Origin of the sequence: Solibacillus ferritrahens, assembly GCF_037027585.1 — a bacterium.
Classification (GTDB): Bacteria; Bacillota; Bacilli; order Bacillales_A; family Planococcaceae; genus Solibacillus; species Solibacillus ferritrahens.
This window is the reverse complement of record NZ_JAXCLE010000011.1, coordinates 89,991-114,985: the sequence shown is the minus strand read 5'-3', so window position 1 is coordinate 114,985 and position 24,995 is coordinate 89,991. Positions and strand designations below refer to the sequence as shown.

General features: G+C 38.5%; 25 protein-coding genes and 2 riboswitches. Of the genes, 15 read left to right on the top strand and 10 right to left on the bottom strand.

Features of this window, described 5'->3' with window-relative positions:
* Nucleotides 1–2: 2 nt before the first annotated feature.
* A complete protein-coding gene (gene hutI, locus SNE38_RS12325) occupies nt 3–1,271 on the top strand; it encodes an imidazolonepropionase (RefSeq protein ID WP_336046583.1) in 1,269 nt (422 codons plus the stop codon).
* On the top strand, nt 1,268–2,236 hold the full coding sequence (locus SNE38_RS12320) for an agmatinase family protein (RefSeq protein ID WP_191705073.1): 969 nt from the start codon (nt 1,268–1,270) through the stop codon (nt 2,234–2,236). Before hutI ends, SNE38_RS12320 begins: the two co-directional genes overlap by 4 nt.
* Nucleotides 2,237–2,407: 171 nt before the next feature.
* On the opposite strand, the gene SNE38_RS12315 is transcribed toward SNE38_RS12320, so the two are convergent.
* The 8 genes from SNE38_RS12315 to SNE38_RS12280 form a co-directional block, all read right to left on the bottom strand.
* Nucleotides 2,408–3,112 carry an amino acid ABC transporter permease gene (locus SNE38_RS12315; protein ID WP_336046582.1) on the bottom strand — a complete coding sequence of 235 codons (705 nt, stop codon included), beginning with the start codon at nt 3,110–3,112 and terminating at the stop codon, nt 2,408–2,410.
* 10 nt (nt 3,113–3,122) lie between these two features.
* A complete protein-coding gene (locus SNE38_RS12310; RefSeq protein ID WP_191705071.1) occupies nt 3,123–3,821 on the bottom strand; it encodes an amino acid ABC transporter permease in 699 nt (232 codons plus the stop codon).
* 17 nt (nt 3,822–3,838) lie between these two features.
* Nucleotides 3,839–4,648 (bottom strand): transporter substrate-binding domain-containing protein, encoded by an 810-nt coding sequence (locus tag SNE38_RS12305; RefSeq protein WP_191705070.1) that lies wholly within the window; start codon nt 4,646–4,648, stop codon nt 3,839–3,841.
* Nucleotides 4,648–4,911 (bottom strand): glutaredoxin family protein, encoded by a 264-nt coding sequence (locus SNE38_RS12300; RefSeq protein ID WP_191705069.1) that lies wholly within the window; start codon nt 4,909–4,911, stop codon nt 4,648–4,650. The genes SNE38_RS12305 and SNE38_RS12300 overlap by 1 nt, the downstream gene beginning before the upstream one ends.
* A gap of 16 nt (nt 4,912–4,927) precedes the next feature.
* Nucleotides 4,928–5,929: an LLM class flavin-dependent oxidoreductase gene (locus SNE38_RS12295; protein ID WP_191705068.1), complete on the bottom strand. Its 1,002-nt coding sequence runs from the start codon at nt 5,927–5,929 to the stop codon at nt 4,928–4,930.
* Nucleotides 5,930–5,941: 12 nt separating this feature from the next.
* On the bottom strand, nt 5,942–6,694 hold the full coding sequence (locus SNE38_RS12290) for an amino acid ABC transporter ATP-binding protein (protein ID WP_191705067.1): 753 nt from the start codon (nt 6,692–6,694) through the stop codon (nt 5,942–5,944).
* Between the two features lie 19 nt (nt 6,695–6,713).
* Complete coding sequence (locus SNE38_RS12285; RefSeq protein ID WP_336046581.1) at nt 6,714–8,039, bottom strand: LLM class flavin-dependent oxidoreductase; 1,326 nt, start codon at nt 8,037–8,039, stop codon at nt 6,714–6,716.
* Between the two features lie 183 nt (nt 8,040–8,222).
* Nucleotides 8,223–8,480 carry a LysR family transcriptional regulator gene (locus SNE38_RS12280; protein WP_336046580.1) on the bottom strand — a complete coding sequence of 86 codons (258 nt, stop codon included), beginning with the start codon at nt 8,478–8,480 and terminating at the stop codon, nt 8,223–8,225.
* Nucleotides 8,481–8,812: 332 nt separating this feature from the next.
* Here SNE38_RS12280 and SNE38_RS12275 point away from each other — a divergent pair, with 332 nt between their 5' ends.
* The 9 genes from SNE38_RS12275 to SNE38_RS12240 all read left to right on the top strand — a co-directional run bounded on the left by SNE38_RS12275 (nt 8,813) and on the right by SNE38_RS12240 (nt 17,709).
* A complete protein-coding gene (locus SNE38_RS12275) occupies nt 8,813–9,076 on the top strand; it encodes a hypothetical protein (RefSeq protein WP_191705064.1) in 264 nt (87 codons plus the stop codon).
* Complete coding sequence (locus SNE38_RS12270) at nt 9,073–10,272, top strand: RtcB family protein (protein WP_191705063.1); 1,200 nt, start codon at nt 9,073–9,075, stop codon at nt 10,270–10,272. The genes SNE38_RS12275 and SNE38_RS12270 overlap by 4 nt, the downstream gene beginning before the upstream one ends.
* A 232-nt stretch (nt 10,273–10,504) precedes the next feature.
* Nucleotides 10,505–12,088: an ATP-binding protein gene (locus SNE38_RS12265; protein ID WP_191705062.1), complete on the top strand. Its 1,584-nt coding sequence runs from the start codon at nt 10,505–10,507 to the stop codon at nt 12,086–12,088.
* 6 nt (nt 12,089–12,094) lie between these two features.
* The gene (locus tag SNE38_RS12260) at nt 12,095–12,784 is read left to right on the top strand and encodes a response regulator (RefSeq protein ID WP_191705061.1); all 690 of its coding nucleotides are present in this window, start codon (nt 12,095–12,097) and stop codon (nt 12,782–12,784) included.
* Between the two features lie 179 nt (nt 12,785–12,963).
* Nucleotides 12,964–13,983 (top strand): tripartite tricarboxylate transporter substrate binding protein, encoded by a 1,020-nt coding sequence (locus tag SNE38_RS12255; RefSeq protein WP_408022380.1) that lies wholly within the window; start codon nt 12,964–12,966, stop codon nt 13,981–13,983.
* Between the two features lie 232 nt (nt 13,984–14,215).
* Complete coding sequence (locus SNE38_RS12250) at nt 14,216–14,680, top strand: tripartite tricarboxylate transporter TctB family protein (protein ID WP_336046579.1); 465 nt, start codon at nt 14,216–14,218, stop codon at nt 14,678–14,680.
* Between the two features lie 19 nt (nt 14,681–14,699).
* Entirely contained in the window at nt 14,700–16,226 is a 1,527-nt protein-coding gene (locus SNE38_RS12245) for a tripartite tricarboxylate transporter permease (protein WP_191705058.1), read from the top strand.
* A 161-nt stretch (nt 16,227–16,387) separates the two neighbouring features.
* Entirely contained in the window at nt 16,388–16,486 is a 99-nt protein-coding gene (locus SNE38_RS19295; protein WP_408022381.1) for a hypothetical protein, read from the top strand.
* A 167-nt stretch (nt 16,487–16,653) separates the two neighbouring features.
* Entirely contained in the window at nt 16,654–17,709 is a 1,056-nt protein-coding gene (locus SNE38_RS12240) for a nitric oxide synthase oxygenase (protein WP_336046577.1), read from the top strand.
* A 61-nt stretch (nt 17,710–17,770) separates the two neighbouring features.
* On the opposite strand, the gene SNE38_RS12235 is transcribed toward SNE38_RS12240, so the two are convergent.
* Nucleotides 17,771–18,325 carry a restriction endonuclease gene (locus tag SNE38_RS12235; RefSeq protein ID WP_336046576.1) on the bottom strand — a complete coding sequence of 185 codons (555 nt, stop codon included), beginning with the start codon at nt 18,323–18,325 and terminating at the stop codon, nt 17,771–17,773.
* A gap of 61 nt (nt 18,326–18,386) precedes the next feature.
* Complete coding sequence (locus SNE38_RS12230) at nt 18,387–19,586, bottom strand: CynX/NimT family MFS transporter (RefSeq protein ID WP_191705055.1); 1,200 nt, start codon at nt 19,584–19,586, stop codon at nt 18,387–18,389.
* Between the two features lie 146 nt (nt 19,587–19,732).
* A riboswitch (Lysine riboswitch) is annotated at nt 19,733–19,913 on the top strand.
* A 94-nt stretch (nt 19,914–20,007) separates the two neighbouring features.
* Between SNE38_RS12230 and SNE38_RS12225 the strand changes: the two genes are divergently transcribed.
* From SNE38_RS12225 to SNE38_RS12210, 4 genes are all read left to right on the top strand, one after another.
* Nucleotides 20,008–21,465, top strand: coding sequence for an amino acid permease (locus SNE38_RS12225; RefSeq protein ID WP_191705054.1), 1,458 nt, complete (start codon nt 20,008–20,010; stop codon nt 21,463–21,465).
* Nucleotides 21,466–21,769: 304 nt separating this feature from the next.
* Nucleotides 21,770–22,501 carry an RNA 2'-phosphotransferase gene (locus SNE38_RS12220; protein WP_336046575.1) on the top strand — a complete coding sequence of 244 codons (732 nt, stop codon included), beginning with the start codon at nt 21,770–21,772 and terminating at the stop codon, nt 22,499–22,501.
* Between the two features lie 122 nt (nt 22,502–22,623).
* A riboswitch (purine riboswitch) is annotated at nt 22,624–22,725 on the top strand.
* A gap of 133 nt (nt 22,726–22,858) precedes the next feature.
* Nucleotides 22,859–23,431: a xanthine phosphoribosyltransferase gene (locus SNE38_RS12215; protein ID WP_191705052.1), complete on the top strand. Its 573-nt coding sequence runs from the start codon at nt 22,859–22,861 to the stop codon at nt 23,429–23,431.
* A 74-nt stretch (nt 23,432–23,505) separates the two neighbouring features.
* The gene (locus tag SNE38_RS12210) at nt 23,506–24,795 is read left to right on the top strand and encodes a nucleobase:cation symporter-2 family protein (RefSeq protein ID WP_336046574.1); all 1,290 of its coding nucleotides are present in this window, start codon (nt 23,506–23,508) and stop codon (nt 24,793–24,795) included.
* Nucleotides 24,796–24,995: the final 200 nt, after the last annotated feature.

The window sequence follows — 24,995 nt, the reverse complement described above, 5'->3', positions numbered from 1 at the left end:
CTTTGGCTATTTTAATAAACAATGCAAATGAAGTATTAACATTGGCGAGCGAGGTAAAATTGCCTCGCCGCCGTGAACAGATGAGCGAGCTAGGTTTAAAAAAAGAAGTGAGTATTCTAATTGAGGGCGATCGTATCGCAATGATTGCCCCTCTTGAAGAGATTAAGAACGAGTTTCCGCATTTGGTAAATAACGCAGATGTCATTGATGCGCGCGGCAAAATTGTCATGCCAGGCCTAGTCGACTGCCACACACATTTAGTGCATGGTGGAACAAGGGAGCATGAACTCAATATACGCCTTGCCGGCAAATCATATATGGATATTATGAATGCCGGGGGCGGTATTCATTACACGACGACAAAAACGCGTGAAGCGTCCTTTGACGAACTATATGATAAAACATATGAGCATTTAAATAATTTTTTACGTCATGGTATTACGACGGTGGAGGCTAAATCAGGTTACGGATTAGACATGGAGACCGAACTGAAGCAACTGTATGTAACGAAAAAAATACAGGAAAATCATCAAGTGGATGTTGTTTCGACCTTTATGGGTGCTCATGCCGTTCCAAAAGAATATAAGGGTAATGAGGATGAATTTGTGAAAATAATTATTGAGCAAATGATTCCAAAGGTGGCTGAGCTTGGACTTGCTGAATTTAATGATGTATTTTGCGAGAAAGGCGTATTCACGCCTGCACAGTCTCGCCTAATTTTAGAAGCAGGGAAAGCTTATGGGCTAACACCGAAAATTCACGCAGATGAAATTGAACCATACGAAGGAGCCGAGCTTGCTGCGGAAGTTGGTGCCATTTCAGCGGAACATTTACTTGTTGCATCTGATGAAGGGATTGCTGCTATGGCAAAAGCAGGAACGATTGCAGTGCTATTACCGGGAACAGCCTTTTTCTTGCGTGCCCCTTATGCAAGAGGGCGTCTGATGGTGGATAGCGGAGTGCCGGTAGCGATTTCCACAGACTTTAATCCGGGTTCATCTCCCACAATTAGCCTACCATTTATTCAAAATCTGGCATGTATGAACATGGGGATGACGATGGAAGAAGTGCTTTGTGCAACTACAATTAATGCGGCTCATGCAATTAATCGAGCTGATAATGTTGGGACGCTTGAAAAAGGGAAGCTGGCAGATGTCCTTATTTTGGACGTGCCAAACTATAAGCAACTTCAATATTTCTATGGTATGAATCATACGGATACCGTTATTAAAGCAGGGAAAGTAGTCGTGAAAGGTGGCAGCTTACTGTGAAATCGTTATTAGTAAGCCCAGCCACTACTTGGAATCGTACTGAGCATGAAGATATGAAGGTGAAGGACTGGATTGAACCAAGCTACGGGGAATGTTCAGATGATTATGATGTAGTCATAACAGGCGTTCCGTTATCTCGTTCTTCGATTAGTGCATCTGCAGCTTCGGAGTATCCCGATTATTTCCGTAAAAGCTGGAATTATTTCACGACATATTCAATTGATGAAAACGTTGACTTCCGAGCGCTCCGTGTTGCCGATTTAGGCGATGTAAAATTGCACGGGACAAATATTTTGCAGTGTCATGAAAATATTGAACAGGCGATGACGGATGTAATGGAAGGTTGCCCGAATAGCTTTTACGTGCAAATCGGCGGCGATCACTCGATTACAGCACCCATTGTCCGAGCATTTGCAAAGCATTCAGGGAAGCGTATTGGCATTTTGCAATTTGATACCCACCTTGATTTACGTGCAACGGATTCTGATGGCCCGACAAATGGTACACCGATTCGCCAGCTACTAGATGCGGGTGTTGTGCGTGGTGAAGATGTTTACAATATCGGACTGCACGGCTTTTACAATGCCTCAAGCCTTATCCGTGCTGCTGATCACTATGGGGTAAACCGTATTACATTAAAGGATTTCCGGCGTCATGGAGCGGCTACAGTTATAACGGATGTCATGCAGCAGCTTGCTGAAAAAGTGGATCTTGTTTACGTGACTGTCGATATGGATGTACTCGATATTGCATACGCACCCGGAGTACCTGCTTCAACACCAGGCGGAATGCGAACAGATGAGCTTTTTGATTTGCTGCATGAAGTAGGGAAGTACGAGATCGTCCGCGGTATGGACTTCGTATGTTTAGATCCGCACCGAGATACAAGTGAACTCCAAACAGTAAAAGCGGGAGCCTATGCATTTTTAACGATGATGGTCTCGCGGTTTGTGCATTTGAAATGAAGATTAACCGAATTTCCTTTCATAGATAGGGAAATTCGGTTTTTTGTATCCGCTGAACCGGAACAACTTTGGTTTTCTAATAAGTATGAGGAGTTTCTAAAAAACCTCTGAAACTTCTAATATCGCTCGATTTCTTAAATAAAAAAGCGTCCCAAATAGGAACGCTTCATTTCATGTATTTTGTACAACGCCACTTCGGATATGCTTTGTAACTTTCTTTTCCATTTTTGCCGAAAGAACTTCGATTAAAATGGAAATGACCCAATAAATAACCGCCGCCGCGATAAAGGCTTCCAAAAATTTTAAATTGCTTGCCGCAATAATATTGGCTGTACCTGTTATTTCAGTCACAGAAATTAAAAAGGCGATCGATGTGGCATGTAAAAATGCAGTACATATATTTGTTAAATTAGGGATCGCCGCAACAATTGCCTGTGGAAAAATGATACGTCTAAATGTTTGGCTCATCGTCATTCCAATGGATTGGGCTGCTTCAATCTGCCCCTTTGAAACACTTAAAATACCACTACGTATAATTTCAGATAAAAATGCTCCTGCATTTAAAGTTAACGCAATTAATACGAACACATAAAGAGGGATGCCATTAAGGGATACGTTGAGCACTTCCTGGGCCAAATTTGTAAAACCGAAATAAATAATGAAAATATGCATAATTACTGGGGTTCCACGGTAAAAGGAAACATAGAAGTTTGCACATGCTTTTATAATTTTTAAATCACTCATGCGAATAAAGGCAACGATTAGACCAATTACAAACCCTAAAATAATTGGGGTAAAGGCTAAAAACAATGTAAAAGGAATGACTTTGCTGAGTTCTTTTAGCGCATACATAATAAAATTGAAATCCAACTGCATCGTATTCCCCCTATATTGCCTCTTTTACAAGATAGCGATTTAAATAACGTTCAATAAATTTATAGCCGTACTCCAGCAGCAGAACAATAACATAATAAATAATAGCGAGTGCTACATATACTTCGAGCGCATTCATCGTAGCTGTAATGAGTGTATCGCCTCGCCCCATCATATCCATTACTCCGATTGAGAAGGCAAGCGAGGTATCTTTTAATGAGCTAATGGACGTGCTCGCAATGTTTGGGAAAGCTACGCGCAATGCTTGTGGAAACACAATACGCGAGAAAGTTTGCCAACTTGTCATACCGATTGATTGAGCAGCTTCAGCTTGCCCGTAATCAACCGATTGAATTGCTGCACGGAATATTTCTGCAAAAGCTGCTGCATTGCTGAGTGTATATGTAATAACGACAAAGATGAAAGCATCCATTCGCGTAATATCAATCCCGACCATCCCTACAATAAACGGTAGCCCATAAAAAATTAAAAATAATTGAATTAAAATTGGTGTCCCACGAATAAATGAAATATAAAGTGTAGCGATTTGTTTAAGGATAGGGATTTTATAAAGGCGTGGAACGGCAATGATGATGCCCAGAATGAGCCCAAAGAAAATCGATAACACTAATATTTCGATTGTTATGTGTAAATAGCTTAGTAGTTTTGGAATGGCTTCAAATACATAGCCAATATCGAAGAAGCTCGACATGCATCATTACCTCCTTTTTATAGTTCAACCGAGAAGTCGGCACCAAGCCATTTTTCACTTAATTCCTTAACAGTACCATCGTCAATCAACTCGACTAATACTTCATCGATATCTGCAGCTAATTGTTCATCTTGCTTATTTAGCATGAAGAAGATTTCAGAGAAGATTAGTGGCTCGCCAACTAATTTCAACTGTGCATCAGATTCACGGTTAAATATTTCCACTGAGAAGGGGAACTGGAAAATCGCCTGAATGCGATCTGTTTTTAATTGATTTAAAATATCCGGTGTAGATGTAATGTACGTTAGCTTAGTATCCATGTTGTTTTTCGCTACGTAATCTTCAACAAAGAGTGCCGCATTACTTGTTGGTGCAAGACCAACTGTTTTCCCGTTTAAATCATCAATTGATTGAATATCAGTATTTTTTTCATTAACAACGACATGAGTAGGTACTGCATTATATGGCTGTGAATTGAATAGGAACTTTTCCTCACGCTCAGGGTTTTTAGCCATATTATGTGCGATTACATCAATTTTCTTCGTCTCTAAACTAAGAAGTAAATTCGAGAAATCCATTACCTCAAAATCAAATTCATATTGTGGCAGGCGCTGATCGATTTCCTTTAACAATTCGATATCATATCCAGTTAAATTGCCATCCTCATCATAAAAACAAATATTAATAAACTGGGACCCAGTACCGATAACAACCTTTTTTGCATCCTCATTGTTATTTGCATTCGTTGAAGCTACATCCGAATCACTGCCACATGCTGATAGTAATGCTCCGGCCAATAAAATAGCAGATAGTAATCGTTTTTTCATTATGCTTTCACCTCTTCATATGCTTTCAATGCTTTTTCTAAATGCTCAATTCCAAGCTCTGTAACCCCTACATATGAATTATCCTGACCGATTTCAACAACCGGTACATAGCGAATACCATATTTAATATCTAAAATATCCCGGTAGGAATCATTATTTGTCACATCGACTACGCGATAGTCAATTTGGTTTTGCTGTAAATACGTTTTTACTTCCTCACAATAAGAACAACCATCTTTAGACCAAACAATTACTTGTGTCATTTCTTTTTCCTCCTATTTATACCGTCACTGCCGCAAGCAAATGTTTTGGACTAAGTAGCTCATAAGATGTGCGACGTGCTTCGTGATTTTTAATGGGTGTATGAAAAATGAATTCTGTTACACCTAATGCATAATATTGATCAAGTGTTTCTTTAATTTGTTCGGGTGTACCGCTTAAAATGTTTGCTTCATACCGTTTGACCTCATACGATTCACCGGATTGCTGCCCGAATTCTTCTGCAGCTTCTTTTGTATGAAGTGTGAGTGTACGGCCACTTGCTAAATGCACTTTATAAATTTCATGACCTTCTGCATAAGCGTGTGCAGTTGCCTCATTCTTCGCTGCAATAACAGCAAATGCGACGCCGAATTTCCCGTTTGGAGAATGCTTTTTATATGCAGCAATTGCATCAATAAGCACTTGCTTATCGCTATTAATAAATTGGGCAAACACATAAGTAAACCCTAACTGACCAGCATATTCGGCACTTGCAACACTACCACCCAGTAAAATGATCTCTGGAGCGACTTCACTAGTTGGCGTTACTTCCAGCTTTGCAAAAGGATCGTCCTCAGGAAGCTTGTTTTCAATAAAACCCTTTAGTAAACGTAGACGTTCATTGAAATCGTTACTTGCTTCAGCTACGCCATATTGTAAAGCTGCCGTAGCTAAAGGAAGTCCACCTGGTGCTTTCCCAACACCGAGGTCCACACGATCTCCTGCCAAGTTCGTTAAAACTTGAAAGTTCTCGGCCACTTTATAAGGGCTATAGTGAGAAAGCATTACACCACCAGAACCTACCCGAATCTTATTTGTTTTAGCAAGAATATAACTGACGAGCACTTCTGGAGAGGAGCTCGCTACTTCATGTGAATGATGATGTTCAGAAACCCAAAATCGTTTATACCCTAGCTGTTCTGCAAGCTGGGCAAGCTCTACTGTTCGTTGAAGGGTTAGCGCGTTTGAAGCGTCTTCTATAACAGGAGCCTGATCTAAAATAGATAAGTGATAACCCATTTTTTTCTCTCCTTAAATATCAAATGTAAGCTCTGGCGTTAACCGTTTTAAAAATTGTTTTGTCCGCTCATGTTTTGGCGTATTAAAAATGATCTGAGGTTCTGCTTCTTCCAACACAACGCCACCATCCATAAACACAATACGGCTTGATACTTCTCGGGCAAAATTCATTTCATGTGTGACAATAATCATCGTAATACCTGATTTTGCGATTTTCCGAATGACATCCAGCACTTCACCGACAAGCTCCGGATCTAAAGCAGAAGTCGGCTCATCAAATAAAATGACCTCGGGATTTAACGCCAATGCTCTCGCAATACCGACTCGCTGCTGTTGACCCCCTGATAACTCGCTTGGGTAAGCATCCGCTTTATGTTCAAGACCTACTTTTTTTAATAGCTCTAATGCAATTTCTTTTGCTTCCTTCACAGGTTTCTTTTGAACAACGAGCAAGCCTTCAGTTATATTTTGCAAAACCGTTTTATGCTGAAAGAGGTTATAGCTCTGGAAAACCATCGCTGTCTTTTTGCGTAATGCAATAATGTCCTTTTTAGCTGCAGTTTTCACATTGAGCGATAGATTATCAATTGTGATAGTTCCTTCATTTGCCTTTTCCAAAAAGTTGATGCAACGGAGTAACGTTGTTTTTCCTGAGCCACTTGGACCAAGAATTGAAATAATATCTCCCTTGTTTACTTCAAGGTCAATCCCTTTTAAAACGTCCATTTTGCCAAAGCTTTTATGAATATTTTCTAGCTTGATCATTTGGTGGCTCCTCCTTAAGTTATTTAATAAGCTGCTTCGAATAACGGTTTTCTTTAATTGGTAATCCTAAGTTCTCACGTAAAGTCGAAGCAGGGTAGTCTTCACGGTAATACCCCTTTTCTTGTAAAATCGGTACAACTTTTTCAACGAAATCTTCCAATGTATGTGGTGCAACCGTTGTAATAATAAAGCCGTCTGCAGCATCTGCATCAATCCAGCGAATGATCTCATCTGCAATATGCTCCGGTGTACCAATGAAATTCGAGCGCGGTGTAGCTTCACGAAGTGCGACTTCACGCAATGTTAGTTTTTCTTCTTTTGCATATTGCTTAATGCGATCCGTAAACGCCTGGAAACTGTTTCGTCCTAGGTCACCAAGTTCAGGGAACGGGGCATCAATATCATATTGACTGAAGTCGTGATGATCGAAATAGCGACCTAAATAGGCAAGTGCTTTTTCATCCGATACAAGCTCGGCAACTTCCCAATAACGCTTTTCCGCCTCTTCGGCTGTATCTCCAACAATAGGGGAGATGCCCGGGAACAGCTTCAGCTCCGTATTACGCCCTACATTTAAAGAAGCATCTGCTAGTTTTTGTTTGAATTGCTGGCTTTCTTCAAGTGATTTAGGTGCTGAAAATACGGCATCTGCATCACGTGCTGCAAGCTCAATTCCTGCAGGAGATGAACCAGCCTGGAAAATAACAGGTTGACCTTGGATAGAACGCTGAATATTCAAAGGACCACGAACGTTGAAGTATTTCCCTTTGTAGTCAAGCACATGAAGCTTTTCTTTATCGAAAAACAAATCCTTTTCAATATTTGCAATAAAAGCATCGTCTTCCCAAGAATCCCAGAGTCCTTTTACAACATCCAAATATTCCTTCGCAATCTCATAGCGCTCAGGATGTGATGGGTGATCCTCAATTTTTTTATTGAAATTTAGTGCCGTACTTTCAAGTGGAGTAGTTACGACATTCCATCCAGCACGCCCGTTACTAATCAAATCAAGTGATGCAAGCTGTCGAGCGACATTGAAAGGTTCACTGTAGGAAGTTGAAATTGTTCCAACTAAACCAACCTGATTTGTAACTGCAGCAAGAGCTGATAAGATAGTTACCGGTTCAAAACGATTTAAGAAATGTGGAATAGATTTTTCATTTATAAAAAGCCCATCTGCGATAAAGACAACATCAAACTTTCCTCGTTCTGCAATTTGAGCTTGTTGTGTATAAAATTGTAGGTCAACACTTTGCTTTGGATTTACTTCAGGATGTCGCCAGCTTGAAATATGGCCTCCTACACCATGTATCATTGCACCGAAATGTACCTGTTTCTTCACCATGACGCCATCTCCTTTAATTCCTATTGAATTACTTGTATTTGATGAATGAATCGTAACATTATTCAGATAATTATTACAAGGGGGTACTGATAGAAAAATTCTATCAGTAAATAGGAACATACTGGTGCATGGAGGGATTTTTAGGCCAATAAAAAACACCATTTAAAAAATGATGTTTAAAAGTTAAAGTTTCTGAATTTCTATTTGGCTTTTACGGTAAAGTGAAACAATTTCTCGGGCGTAAGTTAAAAAGTGCTTTCCTTCTTTTGATAAGGTTAAACTACGTCCAGAACGAATAAACAATTTCACATTTAGACTTTCTTCAAGTGATTTGATACGTGCCGAAATAGTAGGTTGTGAAAGAAACAATACATTCGCAGCTTTATGGACACTTTTGTACTCCACCACGTATATAAAAGACTCAATATGATCTATATTCAAATTTACCCGCCCCTTTTTATAAAGTCTATAAGAATAGTGGGTTTATTGGCAAGGGTATAATTGAGTATTCTGAACTTTATGCCGAGTTCGGCTATGCTTTCTAATAAATGCTTCATAGTTTTTAAAAAACCTCTGAAACTTTCTAGTATCAGTGCTCGAACTTCTAAAATGGCTCCGAACCTTCTAATATCAGCCAAAAAGTTCTAATATCGCTCAATTACTTAGAATAAATTGAACAGGTAAACTTTTCCTCACCATTAAAGTTTAACGAAACTTATTATCTTCTCAGCACGTAAATACTACCAATTGTTTCATAAAAAGGGGGTGATATCTTGAAACGTAAATTTATTTCCGCATTACTAGGTGCGCTACTTCTATTTATTCTTTATATTCTAGCTCAACTTATATTTGGTCTTATTCAAACTTTTTTATACCGGCCTCAATTCGCGCCAGATGATTTCGTTTTACAATCTGAAGTTGCATTCGGTTTCATTATACAGGTGTCGCCTATCATGTTAATCGGAATCTATATGCTAGTAACACTTATATTATTTGCTCTATTGATGTTGAAAAAAGAAAGGCGTGAACAGAATTGATCGAAGTTACCGGGAAATTTACGAACGCAAAAATATATACTAATACACCGCAAGAAACAGCGATCCAGCAAATTAATGAGCTCGTCAATCAATCGTTTATGGAAGGAACGAAAGTACGTATTATGCCTGATTATCATGCGGGTAAAGGTTGCGTAATCGGTACAACGATACAGCTGAAGAAACATGTCGTACCGAATTTGGTCGGGGTAGATGTTGGATGTGGTGTACTCGTTTCTGAAATTGGTTCAGGGGCAGTGGACTTTAACAAGCTCGATGCAACGATTAGACATTTCGTTCCAAGTGGCAATGAAATTCATGATGATACTCCAGAAAGTCACGAGCTTTTTGCAAACGAAAACTTTATTGCACGCGGCTTACAAAATGATTATACGAACCGATCTCTTGGCACATTAGGCGGGGGTAATCACTTTATTGAGCTGGCAAAAGATAATGAAGGTATCTATTATTTACTTATTCATACAGGTTCTCGCTATGTCGGGGCAAAAGTAGCAAACTGGCATCAAAAGCGCGCATTTGAATCGTTACAGCGCGAAGATTTAACAGAAAAAATTAAAGCTTTAAAAGAAGCGGGACAGTACAAAGAAATTCAAAAAATGATAGAAGCGTATAAGAAGGAAAACCCCTTCGTCCCAAAAGATTTAGCTTATCTGGAAGGGGATCAATTCGATGATTACATTGCCGACATGAAATTGGCACAGCGTTTTGCAAATGAAAACCGTATTCATATTGCGAAAACGATCGCTGAGCATATGAAGTGGGATTTTGCAGAGCAGTTTGATTCTGTACACAATTATATAGATACTGATGCAATGATTTTGCGTAAAGGAGCTGTGCGTGCTGCAAAGGATGAAAAGCTCGTCATCCCAATGAATATGCGAGATGGCTCGTTAATTTGTATCGGTAAAGGCAATGCTGATTGGAATGAATCTGCCCCACATGGAGCAGGTCGTATTTATTCAAGAACTGCAGCGATGAAAAATTTATCAATGGATGATTTCAAGGAAACGATGAAAGGCATTTGGACAACCTCTGTCAGTGAGGAAACATTGGATGAAGCACCAATGGCCTACAAGCCGATGCAGGAAATCGTGGAGCAAATCGGTGAAACGGTGACAATACAGAAGCGTGTAACACCTGTTTATAATTTCAAAGCGAGTGATAAATGGAAGAGATAATGGGCTGGGCATTAAGCCGTACTCTATTAAATAGATAACTTCAAAAAAAGACAATTTAGCCACTTGGTGCCGCTTATTATTCAGCGCTAAGCGGCTGATTCATTTTCGGAAGCATCCTGCTAAGCTCATTAGCATAAATTGCAGTGGGGTTGTTGAATTATTAGAATTGAGGGAAAATTCTTATGCTATAATCATCTAAAGTAATAATTGCCAAAAATAGGGGTAATAGCATATGGAAAGAAGCTCATTAAATTTTCGTTTTTTCAAGTATAATACCATTCTGGCTGTAATGATTTTAGTAATAAGTTTAGCTTCATCTTATTTTGTTATTGGGGAAATCGTAGAAAAGGAAATTGGTGAGCGTGCACTCGGTGCTGCACAAGTCGCTTCGGAGCACCCAGTAATTATAGAGGGACTGAAGCAACCTTCAACAACTGAGGAAATTCAAAAAATTGCTCTGCAAATTCAACAGAGTATTAATGCCGAATATGTGGTTGTTGGAGATGAGAATGAAGTTAGGTATGCTCATCCAGTAAAAGAACGAATCGGTGAAAAAATGGTCGGGGACGATAATGCCAAAGCGCTTAGTGATGGGGAAGCTTACATTTCAAATGCGGAGGGGACATTAGGTAAAGCGTTGCGCGGCAAGGCCCCCGTAAAGGATGAGAATGGGGAGATCATTGGTGTCGTTTCAGTCGGCTTTTTATTTTCCGATATCTTTTCGGCGAATATCGTTTATTCCAAGTATTTGATAATAATATTTGCCATTACGATTGTTTTATCAATTATTCTTTCTAAGTATTTCTCCAATAAAACAAAAGCACAATTATTGGATTACGAACCTCAGGAAATCGTTAAAATATTGTCCGAGCGAAATGCTATATTAGAATCGATTCGAGAAGGAATTATCATGGTTGATCGAGAGGGCACCGTTACATTGATTAATCACTCTGCGAAAGCAATTTTAAGGAGCGGGGAATCTGAAATAGGCAAGAATATTAGTGAAGTTATTCCGAATACCCACTTAATCAAAGTGATGGATTCCGGTCATGAACAATTAGATCGAATGATGACCATTAATGGCGTTAAAACATTAGTAAACCGTGTTCCGATTGTTAATAAGGGCGAAGTAACCGGTGCTGTGTCAAGTTTCAGGCCATTTGAGGAAATAGATTTAGTGGCAAATGAGCTGTCACAAGTAAAGCAATATATAGAATCGTTACGAGCTCAAACACATGAATACAATAACTTTTTATATACAATTTCAGGGTTGATTCAACTGAAGGAGTATGATGAAGCTCTCTACTTGATTCATTCTGAGAGGCTTGGGAATCACGCATTAATCTCATTTTTAAACGAAAAAATTCAAGATACGTTTATTTGTGGTCTAATCATTGGTTTTTATAATAGAGCAAAGGAATTGAAGGTTACGTTATTACTAGATGAAGATAGTTTTTGCGGGAAATTAGGACAGCATATTGAAAAGCATCTACTAATTTCGATTTTGGGGAATTTAGTAACGAATGCCTTTGAAGCAGTGGAGCATTTAGATGAAGAAGAACGTATTGTGCGAATTTATATTTACGAAGATGAAAAAGAGGTCGTTTGTGAAATTGAAGATTCAGGGAATGGTATCGATCAACAAGTAATCAACAGTATATTTGAAAAAAAGCAATCAACAAAAGACAAAGAACTTCGGGGTTATGGCTTGTATATTGTCAATGAAAACCTTAAAAAACTAAATGGTTCAATTGCAATTGAAAGTGGAGAATTGGGTGGGGCACTATTCATTTTTTCAATTCCAAAAGAGGGGTGAGTCCGTATGGGGAATACAATTGAAGTATTGATCGTTGAAGATGATATGCGGATTGCTCAAATACATGAAAAGTTTTTAGAGCAAATTGAAGGTTTTAAAACGATAGGAATGTCCCATACAATTGAAGAAGCAAAAATTTGGCTGGATACAATAAAACCAGATTTGATTTTGCTGGATATTTACTTTGCCGATAATTTGGGGACAGAACTAATTGATTATATTAGGAAGAAGGATATGGATACCGATATTATTTTAATCACGGCAGCAGCGGAGGTTGAAATTGTAAAGAAGGCATATGCGAGCGGTGTTATTGATTTTTTATTAAAACCTTTAACATTACAGCGTTTTAACGAATGCCTTCTCAAATACAAAGAGAAAAAAACAATATTGAACTCAACCGATCGCTTACAGGCTGAGGATATAAAAAAACTGTGGAATAACCTTACATACGCTGGTGAACTGGAAAAGGGAAGCAACCCTAAAGGCATTGATTCTGTTACAAAAGAAAAAGTGGTAACCTATATTCAAAATTGCGATGAAGGAATTACTGCTGAAAAGCTGGGCAATGAAATAGGGATAAGCAGAACAACGGCAAGGCGTTATTTGGAGCATCTAATGCATGAAAAAGTAATCTTTGTTGAACATATTTACGGTTACGTTGGCAGACCCGAGCGCAGATACTTTATAAAAAAATAAACGAACTGGAGTATGTCGTATTGTTGACATGCTCTTTTTTTATGTCGTGAACAATATGAACAATATGGACTCTATGAAAATAAAAGATAATAGTTACGTTATATATAAAAAAGACAAAATATCCTTTTTAATTAAGATAACGCTTACATAACGCGTGAAACAGAAGGGGGACTATTTTTATGACAATGAAAAAAAAGCTACTAACTTTATTTTCAGCAGCAGCGTTAACACTTACATTAGCAGCTTGTAATGATAGTGAGGAGACATCATCAGGCGACAAAGACTATCCAACAAGTAACTTAACAATCGTAGCACCATCAGGGGCTGGCGGGGGATGGGATTTAACATCTCGTTCGATTGCAAAAGTTATGAATGAAACAAAATTAATCGAAAAACCAATAACAGTAGAAAACAAACCAGGTGGTGGTGGTGCCGTATTCATGGCAACATACGCAACAAAAGAAGCTAAAAACGATTATATGTTAATGGTAAAATCACCACCAATTTTAATTAATAACTTAAAGGCAGAAGGGAACAGCCCTTACGGATATAAAGATACAACACCCTTAGCTCAGTTAACGAAGGATTTTGGTGCTATCGTTGTTCGTGCTGACTCTCCTTACGAATCGTTAACTGATTTATTAGACGCTGTTAAAGCAGATCCAACAGCGCTTACAATGGCTGGCGGTTCTGCTCCAGGTTCAATGGATCATTTAGTTACAATCTTACCTGCATTCGAGTACGGCATTGATCCAAAAGCAGTAAAATACGTGTCTTATGATGGCGGCGGAGAAGCGATGGCAGCATTATTAGGGAATAACGCGGATGCGATCGGAACAGATATTTCAACTGTAACGGCTTATGTAAAAAGCGGAGACGTTCGAGTTTTAGCAGTTACAGCACCAGAGAAATTAACTATTGAAGGCTTAGAAGAAATTCCAACATTATATGATTTAGGCATTGAATCAGAGTTTACTATTTGGCGTGGTATTTTTGGACCGAAAGATATGTCCGATACAGCTAAGGAATATTGGGTTGAAAAGTTAACAGAGTTAAATGAAAAAGAGGAATGGAAGGCAGAATTAGATCGTAACGGCTGGGCACAAGACTTCCGTGCAGGTGATGATTTCACGAAATTCCTTGAAGAACAAGAAGGTACAATTACTGAAATTTTAACAGCTTTAGGTATGCAAAAATAATTTTTACATGATGTGGGCATTTATTTGCCTACATTACTTTTCCTTCCTTTAGCGGGAATCCAAACTCCGGCTTAATGAATATAAAGCCCCGGTGGATGTCACGGATTCGATAGAGGAGTACTTAAAAGTATCTTATAGTACGACAGCGACTGATTGGTCCACATCATATGGGCCTAAAGTGGAATCTAGCCTCAATTACGCCGAGGTGTAGTTGATAGGAGGTGTACAACGAATGAATTTAAAATTTGACCGTGTTGCGAGTATTGTATTTTTAGTGCTAGGAATACTAATTATTATCGAATCCCAAAAAATTTCTGAAAGTGCGTACGGCTCTCAAATTGGCCCGAGTACATTTCCATTTGTATTAGGGATTGTTTTAATTGGATTAAGTATTTTACTATTTTTCGAAACAATTCGTCATCAGGCGATGTACAAAATCGTTCAGGAGCAAGAAGGGGGCAAATCCTCTAACTTTAAGCGATTCCTAATTATTTTCATTTCAGCGGTTGCTTATGCATTTTTGCTCGAAAAACTAGGTTACTTAATTACAACCTTTGCATTTTTATTAATCTCTTTTCAAACCCTTGAACGAGGAAAATGGGTTAGCTCTATCATAGTGGCAGCAGCATTTTCGGCAATTATTTACTTCGGCTTCGTCAATGTGTTAGGCGGATCATTACCTAAATTCCCACTCTAAATAGAAAGGAGGAGCTGATTTGTCAACGATACAGTACTTATTAGATGGATTTGCGATTGCTTTTCAATGGCATAATATTTTATTCGCATTATTAGGTGTAATTATTGGGACAGCTGTAGGTGTGTTGCCGGGAATTGGCCCGATGAGTGGGGTCGCTCTATTAATTCCTGTTACGGCTACATTAACATCAGGGTTACCAATAGAGATGGCTGCAACTAGTTCAATCATCTTACTAGCGGGAGTATATTATGGTGCAATGTATGGTGGATCTACAACATCTATTTTATTAAATACGCCAGGTGAATCTTCTTCAGTTGTTACGACGTTAGACGGGTATCAAATGGCAAGGCAAGGAAGGGCTGGAGCAGCCTTATCCATTGCGGCAATCGGCTCGTTTATTGCAGGCATTATTGCATTAATCGGATTGGTTTTATTGGCTCGGCCATTATCTAAAGTAGCAATAAATTTTGGTCCTGCAGAATATTTTTCGCTTATGCTATTAGGATTGGCAGCGGTAAGCGGTTTAGCAGGTAAATCAATTACGAAGGCATTAATAATGACGGTTCTCGGTTTATTATTAGGAACGATTGGAATAGATGCCGTTTCTGGAATTGCACGATTTACATATGACCAGCCAGTTTTATTTAGTGGAATTGAGTTCTTAACAGTCGCTGTAGGTTTATTTGCATTAGGTGAAGTTTTTAAAACTATTTTTGAGAAGGATGGGGCCGATGAACCTATCGCAAAAATTGATCGTATTTTACCCACGAAAAAGGATTTAAAAGACAGTGCAGCACCAATCGCACGTGGCTCATTCCTTGGCTTCTTCTTAGGGGTACTACCAGGTGCGGGAGCGACACTTGCTTCATTCTTTGCGTATATTACAGAAAAGAAGATTAGCAAAAATCCAGAATCTTTCGGTAAAGGAAATATTGCCGGAGTTGCTTCTCCGGAATCTGCAAATAATGCAGCATCGGGTGGTGCGATGATTCCACTACTAACATTAGGTATCCCGGGATCAGGGACGACAGCTATTTTAATGGGTGCGTTCATCATGTACAACATTCAGCCGGGTCCATTATTGTTTGAGGAACACCCAGACGTAGCGTGGGGCCTAATTGCCAGTATGTTCCTTGGAAACTTAATGCTGCTTATATTAAACATGCCACTGGTTCGTGTTTTCGCAAAAATTATTCAAACACCGAAAAGATTTTTGTTACCTATCATTATTGCTATTTCAATCTTCGGTGTATACGCAGTTCAATATACGACATTTGATTTATTCTTATTATTAGGTTGCGGGATTGCAGGCTATTTCTTTGCAAAAAATGATTTTCCTGTTGCTCCTTTAGTTTTAGCGCTTGTATTAGGTCCAATGATTGAGAATAACATGCGTCGCGCTTTAACGATTTCAAATGGGGAATTCAGTATTTTCATAGCAAAACCACTCTCATTAATCTTTTTAGTTATTGCCGTTTTATGGATATTAATTCCGATTCTCATGAAGTTGCGCGGTAAAAATGTAATTATTAATGAAGAAGGATGAGCTATAGCTACTAGAGTATATTTCGTGTTTAAATAAAAAGTTGCCGTCCGAATTTGGGCGGCTATTTTATTTTAAATAACTCGTAATGAAGACCCTGCTCGCTTAGCTCCTGTTGTTGAGCGGATAATCTTACTATTTGAAGTGGCAAATTAACTGTTCCAATTGCACGTGTATTAGATTTAGAAGGCATTCAGAGGGCACATCGTCTAATCGAAAGTAGAAAACATCAAGGTGAAATTTTAATTCGCCTAACTAAATGAATATGAAAGTGAATCGGTAACCTTACGAAAAATAGATTTTAATAATCCTACACTCGACATTATGAACACTTTTAGTCATGTATGAAAAATACATGTTTTAATCAGTTGTTGTTTCATTGAGTTTCCTTATTTTAAGGGCCAAAATGAAGGAATAGGGAGATGAACTGATGACAACTACAACGAAGGAATTACAAGAACGAATTGAATTTCTCACTTTATATAAACAAGAAACGAAGCAATCGGATGACTGGCTAAAGTTACGTATAGAGGAAGCTAAGCATCCGGCATTTATTTTAACGACCGAGGAACTTACTTATGGTGCGCGAGTTGCATGGCGCAACAGCAATAAGTGTATCGGCCGGCTTTTTTGGAATAGCTTAACCGTTTTTGATCAGCGTCAATTGCTAAATGAATACGAAATATACGAAGCACTTGTAAAGCATATTGAATTTGCCACAAACAGCGGTAAGATTCGGCCAGCAATCACTTTATTTGACCCGAATCGTGTACGGATTTGGAATCATCAGCTCATTCGCTATGCAGGATATGAAACCGATGAAGGAGTAATTGGGGATTCCACGTCTATAAAGTTTACGAAAACTTGCGAAAGTCTCGGCTGGAAAGGTGCAAAAACAAATTATGATGTATTACCGCTTGTAGTTCAAGTAGATGACCGCGAGCCAATATTCTTTGATTTACCAAAAGAAATAGTGCTTGAGGTGCCTATTACACATCCAGACTATGATTTTTCTAGGCTAAACATGCAATGGTATGCAGTCCCAATCATTTCGAGCATGCGTTTTAATATTGCAGGAGAAGACTACCAAGCTGCGCCATTCAATGGATGGTATATGGGTACAGAAATTGGAGCACGTAATTTGGCTGATACGGACCGTTATAATTTCTTGCCGAAAATCGCCGAGGCAATGGATTTGGATACAGCACTAAATGTCTCTCTTTGGAAAGACCGGGCACTCGTAGAATTAAATATCGCGGTACTCCATTCTTATAAAACTGCTGGAGTGAGTATAGTTGATCATCATACGGCAGCACAGCAGTTTCAACTTTTTAGCCAGCAAGAAAAAACAAGCGGCCGTGATGTAACAGGAAACTGGGTATGGCTCATCCCACCATTATCACCGGCGACAACGGACATTTATCACGAGCCGATTGCGAATACGATCAAAAAGCCAAATTACTTTTATCAATTGCAGCCATATTAATGGGACGGCACTACAAAAAAGGGTTATGTTCAAAATCAAATTGACTCTGAACACAACCCTTCTATCTTTTATTTAAGATGATTTGAATTAATTCATCACGATCGATTAAATAAACGTCATTAATGTCTGCAAGTTTTTCGGCCTGCCGGGTAAAATGACTGTTTGTTACAACCCATGCTTCTGTTGCCTCATACATTTTCACCGCACCGATAATCTCCTGTACAGCCTTTACACCGACCGTGCTGGAATACCGTTTTGCCTGCACGGCAATGATGTCTTTCCCATCCTTCAAAATGAGGTCCGCACCATAATCGCCACTCGTTGCAGTATAGCTCACTTTAAAACCGCGGCGTTTAAACAATTCTCCTAAAAACTTTTCGAAATCTTCACCGCTCATTTGGTCGACTTCTCGAATACCGGATTTCCGTAACTTTCTTATTATTCGTGTTTTCAGCCAAATTATAAAACCGATATAGAGTACGAAATAAGTGATAATTCCAATACCCATACCTTCTAAAGTTTTCGTTGCATTAAAACCAACTGCAGCAGCTAAGGTAATGAAAAATAACGGAATAATCGGCAGCCTTTTTTTATTTCGTCTTCTTTTTTTACGCAATAGTTCAGTACTCCTTTTATTTACTCACCTTATTATAGCATAAAAGGGTACATACGTTTGGCTAGATTGTTTGATTCTTTGCGCTTATAAATGAAGCAAAAAATAACAAAACTGAAATCAAAATAAATAACAGAAGAGGCATGGACCAACTATTCGTCAAATCATGTACATAACCGAATAGAACAGGCCCGACAGCTGCGACTAAATAGCCAATTGATTGCGCAAAGCCGGAGAGCTCCGCTGCATCGTAAGCAGTTTCTGTACGTAGTGAAAACAGCATCAATACTAAACCAAATGAAGCTCCGCCTGCAAAACCTAAAAAGATCATCCATAAAATCGCAAGGCTTGTCCATTCCATCAACACACCAGTAAAGCCAATTAAGTAGCAAATCGTAAAGAAAATGACGATTGGACGCTGTGAAATGAGCTTCCCTGCAATAATTGGAATAACAAACGTCATCGGAATTTGTGCAAATTGCATAACAGAAACCATCCAACCGGCCGCGGTAGCATCCAAACCTTGGCTAACAAAAATTTCTGGCAGCCATGCAGAAGAGCAGTAAAATAAAAAAGATTGAAAGCCCATTGCTCCTGCAACTGCCCAAGCGAGCGGTGATTTCCACATCTGCGTTTTCATTGTCTGTGATGTCGACATATGCAAGTCCACTTTTGGTGTTCGCAAAATCGGTATCCATATAACTAATGTCAGAACACCTAAAACAATCGAAAAGCCTAAAGCCATTTGCCAGCCTGCATTTGTGGCAATCGGAAAACTAAAGCCAGCTGCAAGTCCGGAAGAAATATTCATCGATACGGAATACACCCCTGTTAACAAGCCGATATGCAGCGGGAATTTCCATTTGAAATAACTCGGAATAAGAACATTTCCAAAAGCGATGGCAATCCCTATAAGAATTGTTCCTCCAATCAGAAGTGTTGTTTCACCTACTGAACGTAGTAATATTCCGATACAAAGTAAAATTACTGAATAAAATAAAGTCCATTCCATACCCCATTTACGTGCTATGCGTGGTGCAAAAGGAGAAACAATAGCAAACGCGACTAACGGAATAGTTGTTAAAAATCCTGCAAGAACGTTTGAGATGCCGAGGCCATCCCGAATAAAAGAAATGATTGGACCTACTACAGTAATTGGTGTACGTAAAGTAGTAGCGAATAGGAATACAGCAACCATAAAAAAGAGAAGTGGTTTATTCGATAGTATTTTTTTGCTGTTTTGGTTTATTTTTTGTTCATTCATGAATGAGGCTCCTTTTCCTGCAACAACGCCGTTGAATAGTGAGAATAATCTTAAAAAACTGAAAAATAGCAACGCGTTGCCATCAAAAAAATATTATGTTAGACTAATAATCATTATTTCAATTAAATATATTACCTCATGTAAATGTATGGGGTAGAGGTCGCAATCATTAAAATTAGTATAGCGGAGATTGAGAAGAATCTGTGAAGCTTTATGAAAGGAATGATTGCCGAAGTGTTATTTTTCTTCTTAAATATAACGCTGGGGCTGTCTCCGATAAGGAACAGAACTGTCACATGTGTAAGCATGTGTTGAGCTATCTTTCAAGTTTGATGAGGTGTAATTATAACCATCACAAAAACTTGTGGTGGTTTTTCTTTTTACACTTCACCGAACAAAACAAAAAGGGAGTTTTATAATCATGAGTGAAATTAAAATAGATCAGCTCGGCAATAAAAACGAGCTGAAAAGAGGATTAAAAAGCCGCCATGTTACGATGATTTCGTTAGGTGGAACGATTGGTACAGGACTATTTTTAGCATCAGGTGGTGCCATTGCACAGGCAGGTCCTGGTGGGGCATTGCTCGCATATGCATTAATCGGGGTTATGGTATATTTCCTAATGACGTCATTAGGTGAAATGGCTGCTTATATGCCGACATCAGGTTCGTTTAGTACGTATGCAACGAAATTTGTAGACCCGGCATTAGGATTTGCGCTTGGTTGGAACTATTGGTACAACTGGGCAATTACGATTGCGGCGGAAATTGCTGCCGTTTCATTAATTATGAAATATTGGTTCCCGGACAGCTCGTCGATTGTATGGACGCTTTTATTTATAGCGGTCGTATTAACGTTTAACTTGTTATCTGTAAAAGCTTTTGGTGAAGCAGAATATTGGTTCGCGATGATTAAAGTTGCAACGGTTATTGTATTTATCATTGTCAGCTTTTTAATGATTTTCGGAATTTTAGGTGGGAATGACCCGGTGGGCTTCACGAACTTTTTTGCAGGAGATGCACCATTTAACGGGGGCTTCCTGGCACTATTCGGTATTTTCTTGGCAGCTGGTTTCTCATTCCAAGGTACGGAAATGCTTGGTGTAACAGCAGGTGAAACAGACGACCCAGGAAAAAACATTCCAAAGGCGGTAAAATCAGTGTTTTGGCGTATTTTACTGTTTTACATTTTCGCTATTGGCGCAATTGGATTACTTATTCCATATACAGATTCACGCCTTTTATCAGAAGATATTGCGACAAGTCCATTTACATTAGTATTTGAAAACTTAGGTGTCGCATTTGCAGCATCTGTTATGAATGCGATTATTTTAACAGCAATGCTTTCTGCAGGGAACTCAGGTCTTTATGCAGCAAGTCGTATGCTTTATCAATTAGCAGTAGATGGCAAAGCACCAAAACTGTTTATGAAAGTAACGACGCGCGGCATTCCGATGTATGCCTTACTTGCTACATTAGCAGTAGGTTCACTAGCATTTTTAGCTTCATTCTTTGGCGATGGTGTCGTATATATTTGGTTATTGAACGCTTCAGGTATGTCCGGCTTTATTGCATGGCTCGGTATTGCGATTAGTCATTATCGCTTCCGTCGCGCATATGTCGCACAAGGAAAGTCATTAAGTGATTTACCATATGTATCAAAATTCTTCCCATTCGGCCCGCTGTTTGCCTTTGCATTATGTATGATTGTTGTACTTGGTCAAAACTATATGGCCTTTATGGGCGGGACAATTGACTGGTATGGCGTTGTTGTTTCATACATCGGCTTACCGTTATTTGCTTCATTATGGATTTTCTATAAGGTAAAACATAAAACAAAAATCGTTCCTTTAATGGACTGTGATTTATCAAATAAATAAGATTAAAACGTAATGTTAGCATCAGCTTTCATTGCGTTTTTTTTGTGGAGTGAATGGAGCTTGTGCTGTTTAATTTAATTAGTTTTGAAAGTGGACATTAAGGAGAACGAAGTGACGAATATGTAAGGGAGAGTGTCTATTAAGTGAAACAGAGTGTCTAAAATGTTCATGTAGGTGGCGAATATATGTATTTAAGTGTCTATTATCGCAAATGTAGCGGTGAAAATAATTTTGCTCTCGATTATGAAATGCCCTTTAGCCTAACTTTTATACTTTAAAAGGAAGGAATGGTATTATAGAAGAAATGAAAAATCTCTATAGTTATAAGGAAGTGTTAGGAATGCCTATTTCAACAGGTTTATATAAGAAAATGCATCAATGGTTAATGGGCGAAGATGGAAAAATTGTAGCGTTTCGTCCGTTTTTAACAAATGGAAATCCCTACAAATCACGAATTTTCCTAATCAGCACAAACGCAGTACCCTTTTTTAAAGTAGAAGATAGAAGTGAACAGATTTTTGCAGAGTCATTAGTAAATAGAGAGCTTTTAAAAGAGCTTTATTTGAGTGAAATAAAGGGAGCCCCTCGTGAATTTAAAGGTTCTTTACAATTTGAGGCATGGCTAAAAAAGCATTATAACGAATCGCTTATTTATACTTCTTTAAATACGTATCAAATAGAATTGACAGATCATGCAAAAAATGCAAAAAAAGAAGATGCCGCTAATTTTGAACGCGGGCAAACAATTTTCAAAGAAGTAATGGAAGAGTTTCAGCCGGAAATCATTATTTTACAAGGGTCAGCTACCTTCAATCAATTTAAAACTCTATATGCAGAGAATATTGTTATTTTCAATGAAGATGAGATGAAAGTGCAAGTTCTGGAGGAAATGGGTGCAATTGCTGAGGTGAGTTATGGTAATGGAAAGAAGACCCTCGTTTTTGTAACACGTAGTATGAGCTATTTTGGCTCTGAGGGGAAAAATTTCGAACGATTCAAAGAAAATTTAGCCAAGAATTTATTGGTAAAAGCCTAAAGCCGAACATTCACTTCGGTATTATCACTTTTTTGTTCAAATTTCCGAAAAATAAGAATAGTTTTACTTTTGTGAGATTATTGCAATATAAGATTTACATGATTATAATTGGGACATTCAATATTAAACTTAATAACTTTACTCATATAATCGCAAGGATAAGGCTTGCAAGTTTCTACCGATTTACCGTAAATGAATCGACTATGAGTGAAGCATGTTAACGAATGACCCGTCCAATATTTATTTGTGCACCTCATTTGTTATTACTTTTGAACTGTATTCGGAAGTCTTGCTCCACTCATTGTAGGGAGCAGGTCTGCCGATTTTTTTTATCCAAAAATAGAGGGGGAATTGTATATGAAACTTTTAAAAGAAAAAATTGAACAAGAGGGCGAAGTTCTTTCAGACGTGGTACTAAAAGTAGATTCATTTCTAAACCACCAAATCGACCCGTTTTTAATGAAGGAAATTGGCGATGAATTTGCAAAGCGTTATTCTGACCAAATAATAACGAAAGTACTGACAATTGAATCATCAGGAATTGCTCCAGCAACATTTTTGGGTTTAACGCTTGGTGCACCAGTTGTATTTGCACGTAAACGCAAATCACTTACGTTAACGGATAATTTGTATACATCAAAAGTACATTCTTTTACAAAAAACGAGACAAACGAAATCTCGGTATCGCAGAAGTTCATAACAGCTGATGATAATGTTGTTATTATTGATGACTTCTTAGCTAATGGTGAAGCGCTAAAAGGTTTAATTGATATTGTAAATCAAGCAGGCGCTACAATTATTGGTGCGGGAATTGTAATCGAAAAAGGCTTCCAACAGGGTGGCAAAGCATTACGTGAACAAGGATTACGCATTGAATCTTTGGCAAATATTAAGTCGCTGGCAAATGGCAAAGTAGAATTCTACGATTAAGCATTAAAACAATACAGTTCAAATCATGTAATTAACATATTAAGAGTGCATCTATAATTGGAGGAAAACTTTTTATGAATAACACAAAAGCAACGATGCTTGGTATTCAGCATCTGCTGGCAATGTATGCAGGAGCGATTTTAGTACCGTTAATTATCGGTGGGGCATTAGGGTTCAGTTCGGCACAAATGACATATTTAGTAGCAATCGATATTTTCATGTGCGGTGTGGCAACACTTCTGCAAGTTTGGAAGGGTAAAGTTATCGGAATCGGTTTACCGGTTGTACTCGGTTGTACATTTACAGCAGTAAGTCCGATTATTGCAATCGGTTCTGGCGGCAGTTTAGGCGATGTTTATGGAGCCATTATCGCATCGGGTATTATTATCGTATTAATCGGTGGTCTTTTCGGTAAATTAATTCCGTTTTTCCCTCCTGTTGTAACAGGTTCTGTCGTAACAATTATCGGGATTAGCCTAATACCGGTAGCAATCAATAATATGGCTGGTGGTCAAGGCGCAGCTGACTTTGCATCAGGTTCAAACGTAGCCTTAGCATTTATTACGTTACTAATCATTTTAGTGATTTATAGATTCACAGTTGGCTTCGTTCGTGCCATTGCGATTTTACTAGGAATGGTGACAGGAACAATTATCGGTATTTTTATGGGCAAAGTCGATTTCGCACCAGTAGCCGATGCTTCTTGGTTACACATTATGCAGCCATTTTACTTAGCAACACCGACATTTAACGCTTCTGCCATTTTAACAATGACATTAGTAGCAATGGTATCATTAGTAGAATCAACAGGTGTTTATTATGCTTTAAGTGATATTACTAAAAAAGATTTAACTTCAAAAGATTTATCTAAAGGGTACCGTGCAGAAGGATTAGCATCGATTATCGGTGGTATTTTCAACGCCTTCCCGTACACAACATTCTCGCAAAACGTAGGATTAATTCAAATGTCAGGCGTACGCGACCGCAAAGTAATCTTCATTACAGGCGGTATGCTAGTTGCACTTGGATTCCTGCCAAAACTTGCGGCATTAACTACAATCATCCCAACACCAGTACTTGGTGCAGCGATGCTAGCAATGTTCGGTATGGTGATCACGCAAGGTGTTAGAATGCTAGCACCAGAAATTGCAAAATCAATGGAAAACGCAATGGTCGCAGCACTTGGTGTTGGTTTAGGGATTGGTGTTGCTACTGTACCAGGTATCTTCGAAAACCTTCCATCATGGATGTCGATTTTGACTTCTAATGGGATTGTTGCGGGGTCTGTAACGGCGATTTTCTTAAATGTGTTGTTTAATATGATTGGGCCGAAGCGAAGAGATCCAATGCATGTGATGGAATAGAGTAAAGAGATTATTCTAAAATAAAGCACCTATTACAATATTAAATTGGATAGGTGCTTTTTTGAATTTTATTGTAAGTAGAAGTCTTATTTGCGTTCTACTATTTCATGTGCACTAAGAGATTGAATATATTCTTCTTCTTCGTTACGTAGAAGCTCTGTATAAGTTGAAGGTTTATGACCTGGTGCAAGAAAGAAATC

What these genes read in the sequence shown, in the direction of transcription:
- SNE38_RS12265 (WP_191705062.1), top strand. Translation starts at nt 10,505, where the DNA reads ATGGAAAGAAGCTCATTAAATTTTCGTTTTTTCAAGTATAATACCATT.
- SNE38_RS12310 (WP_191705071.1), bottom strand. Translation starts at nt 3,821, where the DNA reads ATGTCGAGCTTCTTCGATATTGGCTATGTATTTGAAGCCATTCCAAAA.
- SNE38_RS12220 (WP_336046575.1), top strand. Translation starts at nt 21,770, where the DNA reads ATGAAAAATCTCTATAGTTATAAGGAAGTGTTAGGAATGCCTATTTCA.
- SNE38_RS12290 (WP_191705067.1), bottom strand. Translation starts at nt 6,694, where the DNA reads ATGATCAAGCTAGAAAATATTCATAAAAGCTTTGGCAAAATGGACGTT.
- SNE38_RS12295 (WP_191705068.1), bottom strand. Translation starts at nt 5,929, where the DNA reads ATGGGTTATCACTTATCTATTTTAGATCAGGCTCCTGTTATAGAAGAC.
- SNE38_RS12240 (WP_336046577.1), top strand. Translation starts at nt 16,654, where the DNA reads ATGACAACTACAACGAAGGAATTACAAGAACGAATTGAATTTCTCACT.
- SNE38_RS12300 (WP_191705069.1), bottom strand. Translation starts at nt 4,911, where the DNA reads ATGACACAAGTAATTGTTTGGTCTAAAGATGGTTGTTCTTATTGTGAG.
- SNE38_RS12260 (WP_191705061.1), top strand. Translation starts at nt 12,095, where the DNA reads ATGGGGAATACAATTGAAGTATTGATCGTTGAAGATGATATGCGGATT.
- SNE38_RS12255 (WP_408022380.1), top strand. Translation starts at nt 12,964, where the DNA reads ATGACAATGAAAAAAAAGCTACTAACTTTATTTTCAGCAGCAGCGTTA.
- SNE38_RS12305 (WP_191705070.1), bottom strand. Translation starts at nt 4,648, where the DNA reads ATGAAAAAACGATTACTATCTGCTATTTTATTGGCCGGAGCATTACTA.
- SNE38_RS12215 (WP_191705052.1), top strand. Translation starts at nt 22,859, where the DNA reads ATGAAACTTTTAAAAGAAAAAATTGAACAAGAGGGCGAAGTTCTTTCA.
- SNE38_RS12315 (WP_336046582.1), bottom strand. Translation starts at nt 3,112, where the DNA reads ATGCAGTTGGATTTCAATTTTATTATGTATGCGCTAAAAGAACTCAGC.
- SNE38_RS12225 (WP_191705054.1), top strand. Translation starts at nt 20,008, where the DNA reads ATGAGTGAAATTAAAATAGATCAGCTCGGCAATAAAAACGAGCTGAAA.
- SNE38_RS12285 (WP_336046581.1), bottom strand. Translation starts at nt 8,039, where the DNA reads ATGGTGAAGAAACAGGTACATTTCGGTGCAATGATACATGGTGTAGGA.
- SNE38_RS12250 (WP_336046579.1), top strand. Translation starts at nt 14,216, where the DNA reads ATGAATTTAAAATTTGACCGTGTTGCGAGTATTGTATTTTTAGTGCTA.
- SNE38_RS12230 (WP_191705055.1), bottom strand. Translation starts at nt 19,586, where the DNA reads ATGAATGAACAAAAAATAAACCAAAACAGCAAAAAAATACTATCGAAT.
- SNE38_RS12210 (WP_336046574.1), top strand. Translation starts at nt 23,506, where the DNA reads ATGAATAACACAAAAGCAACGATGCTTGGTATTCAGCATCTGCTGGCA.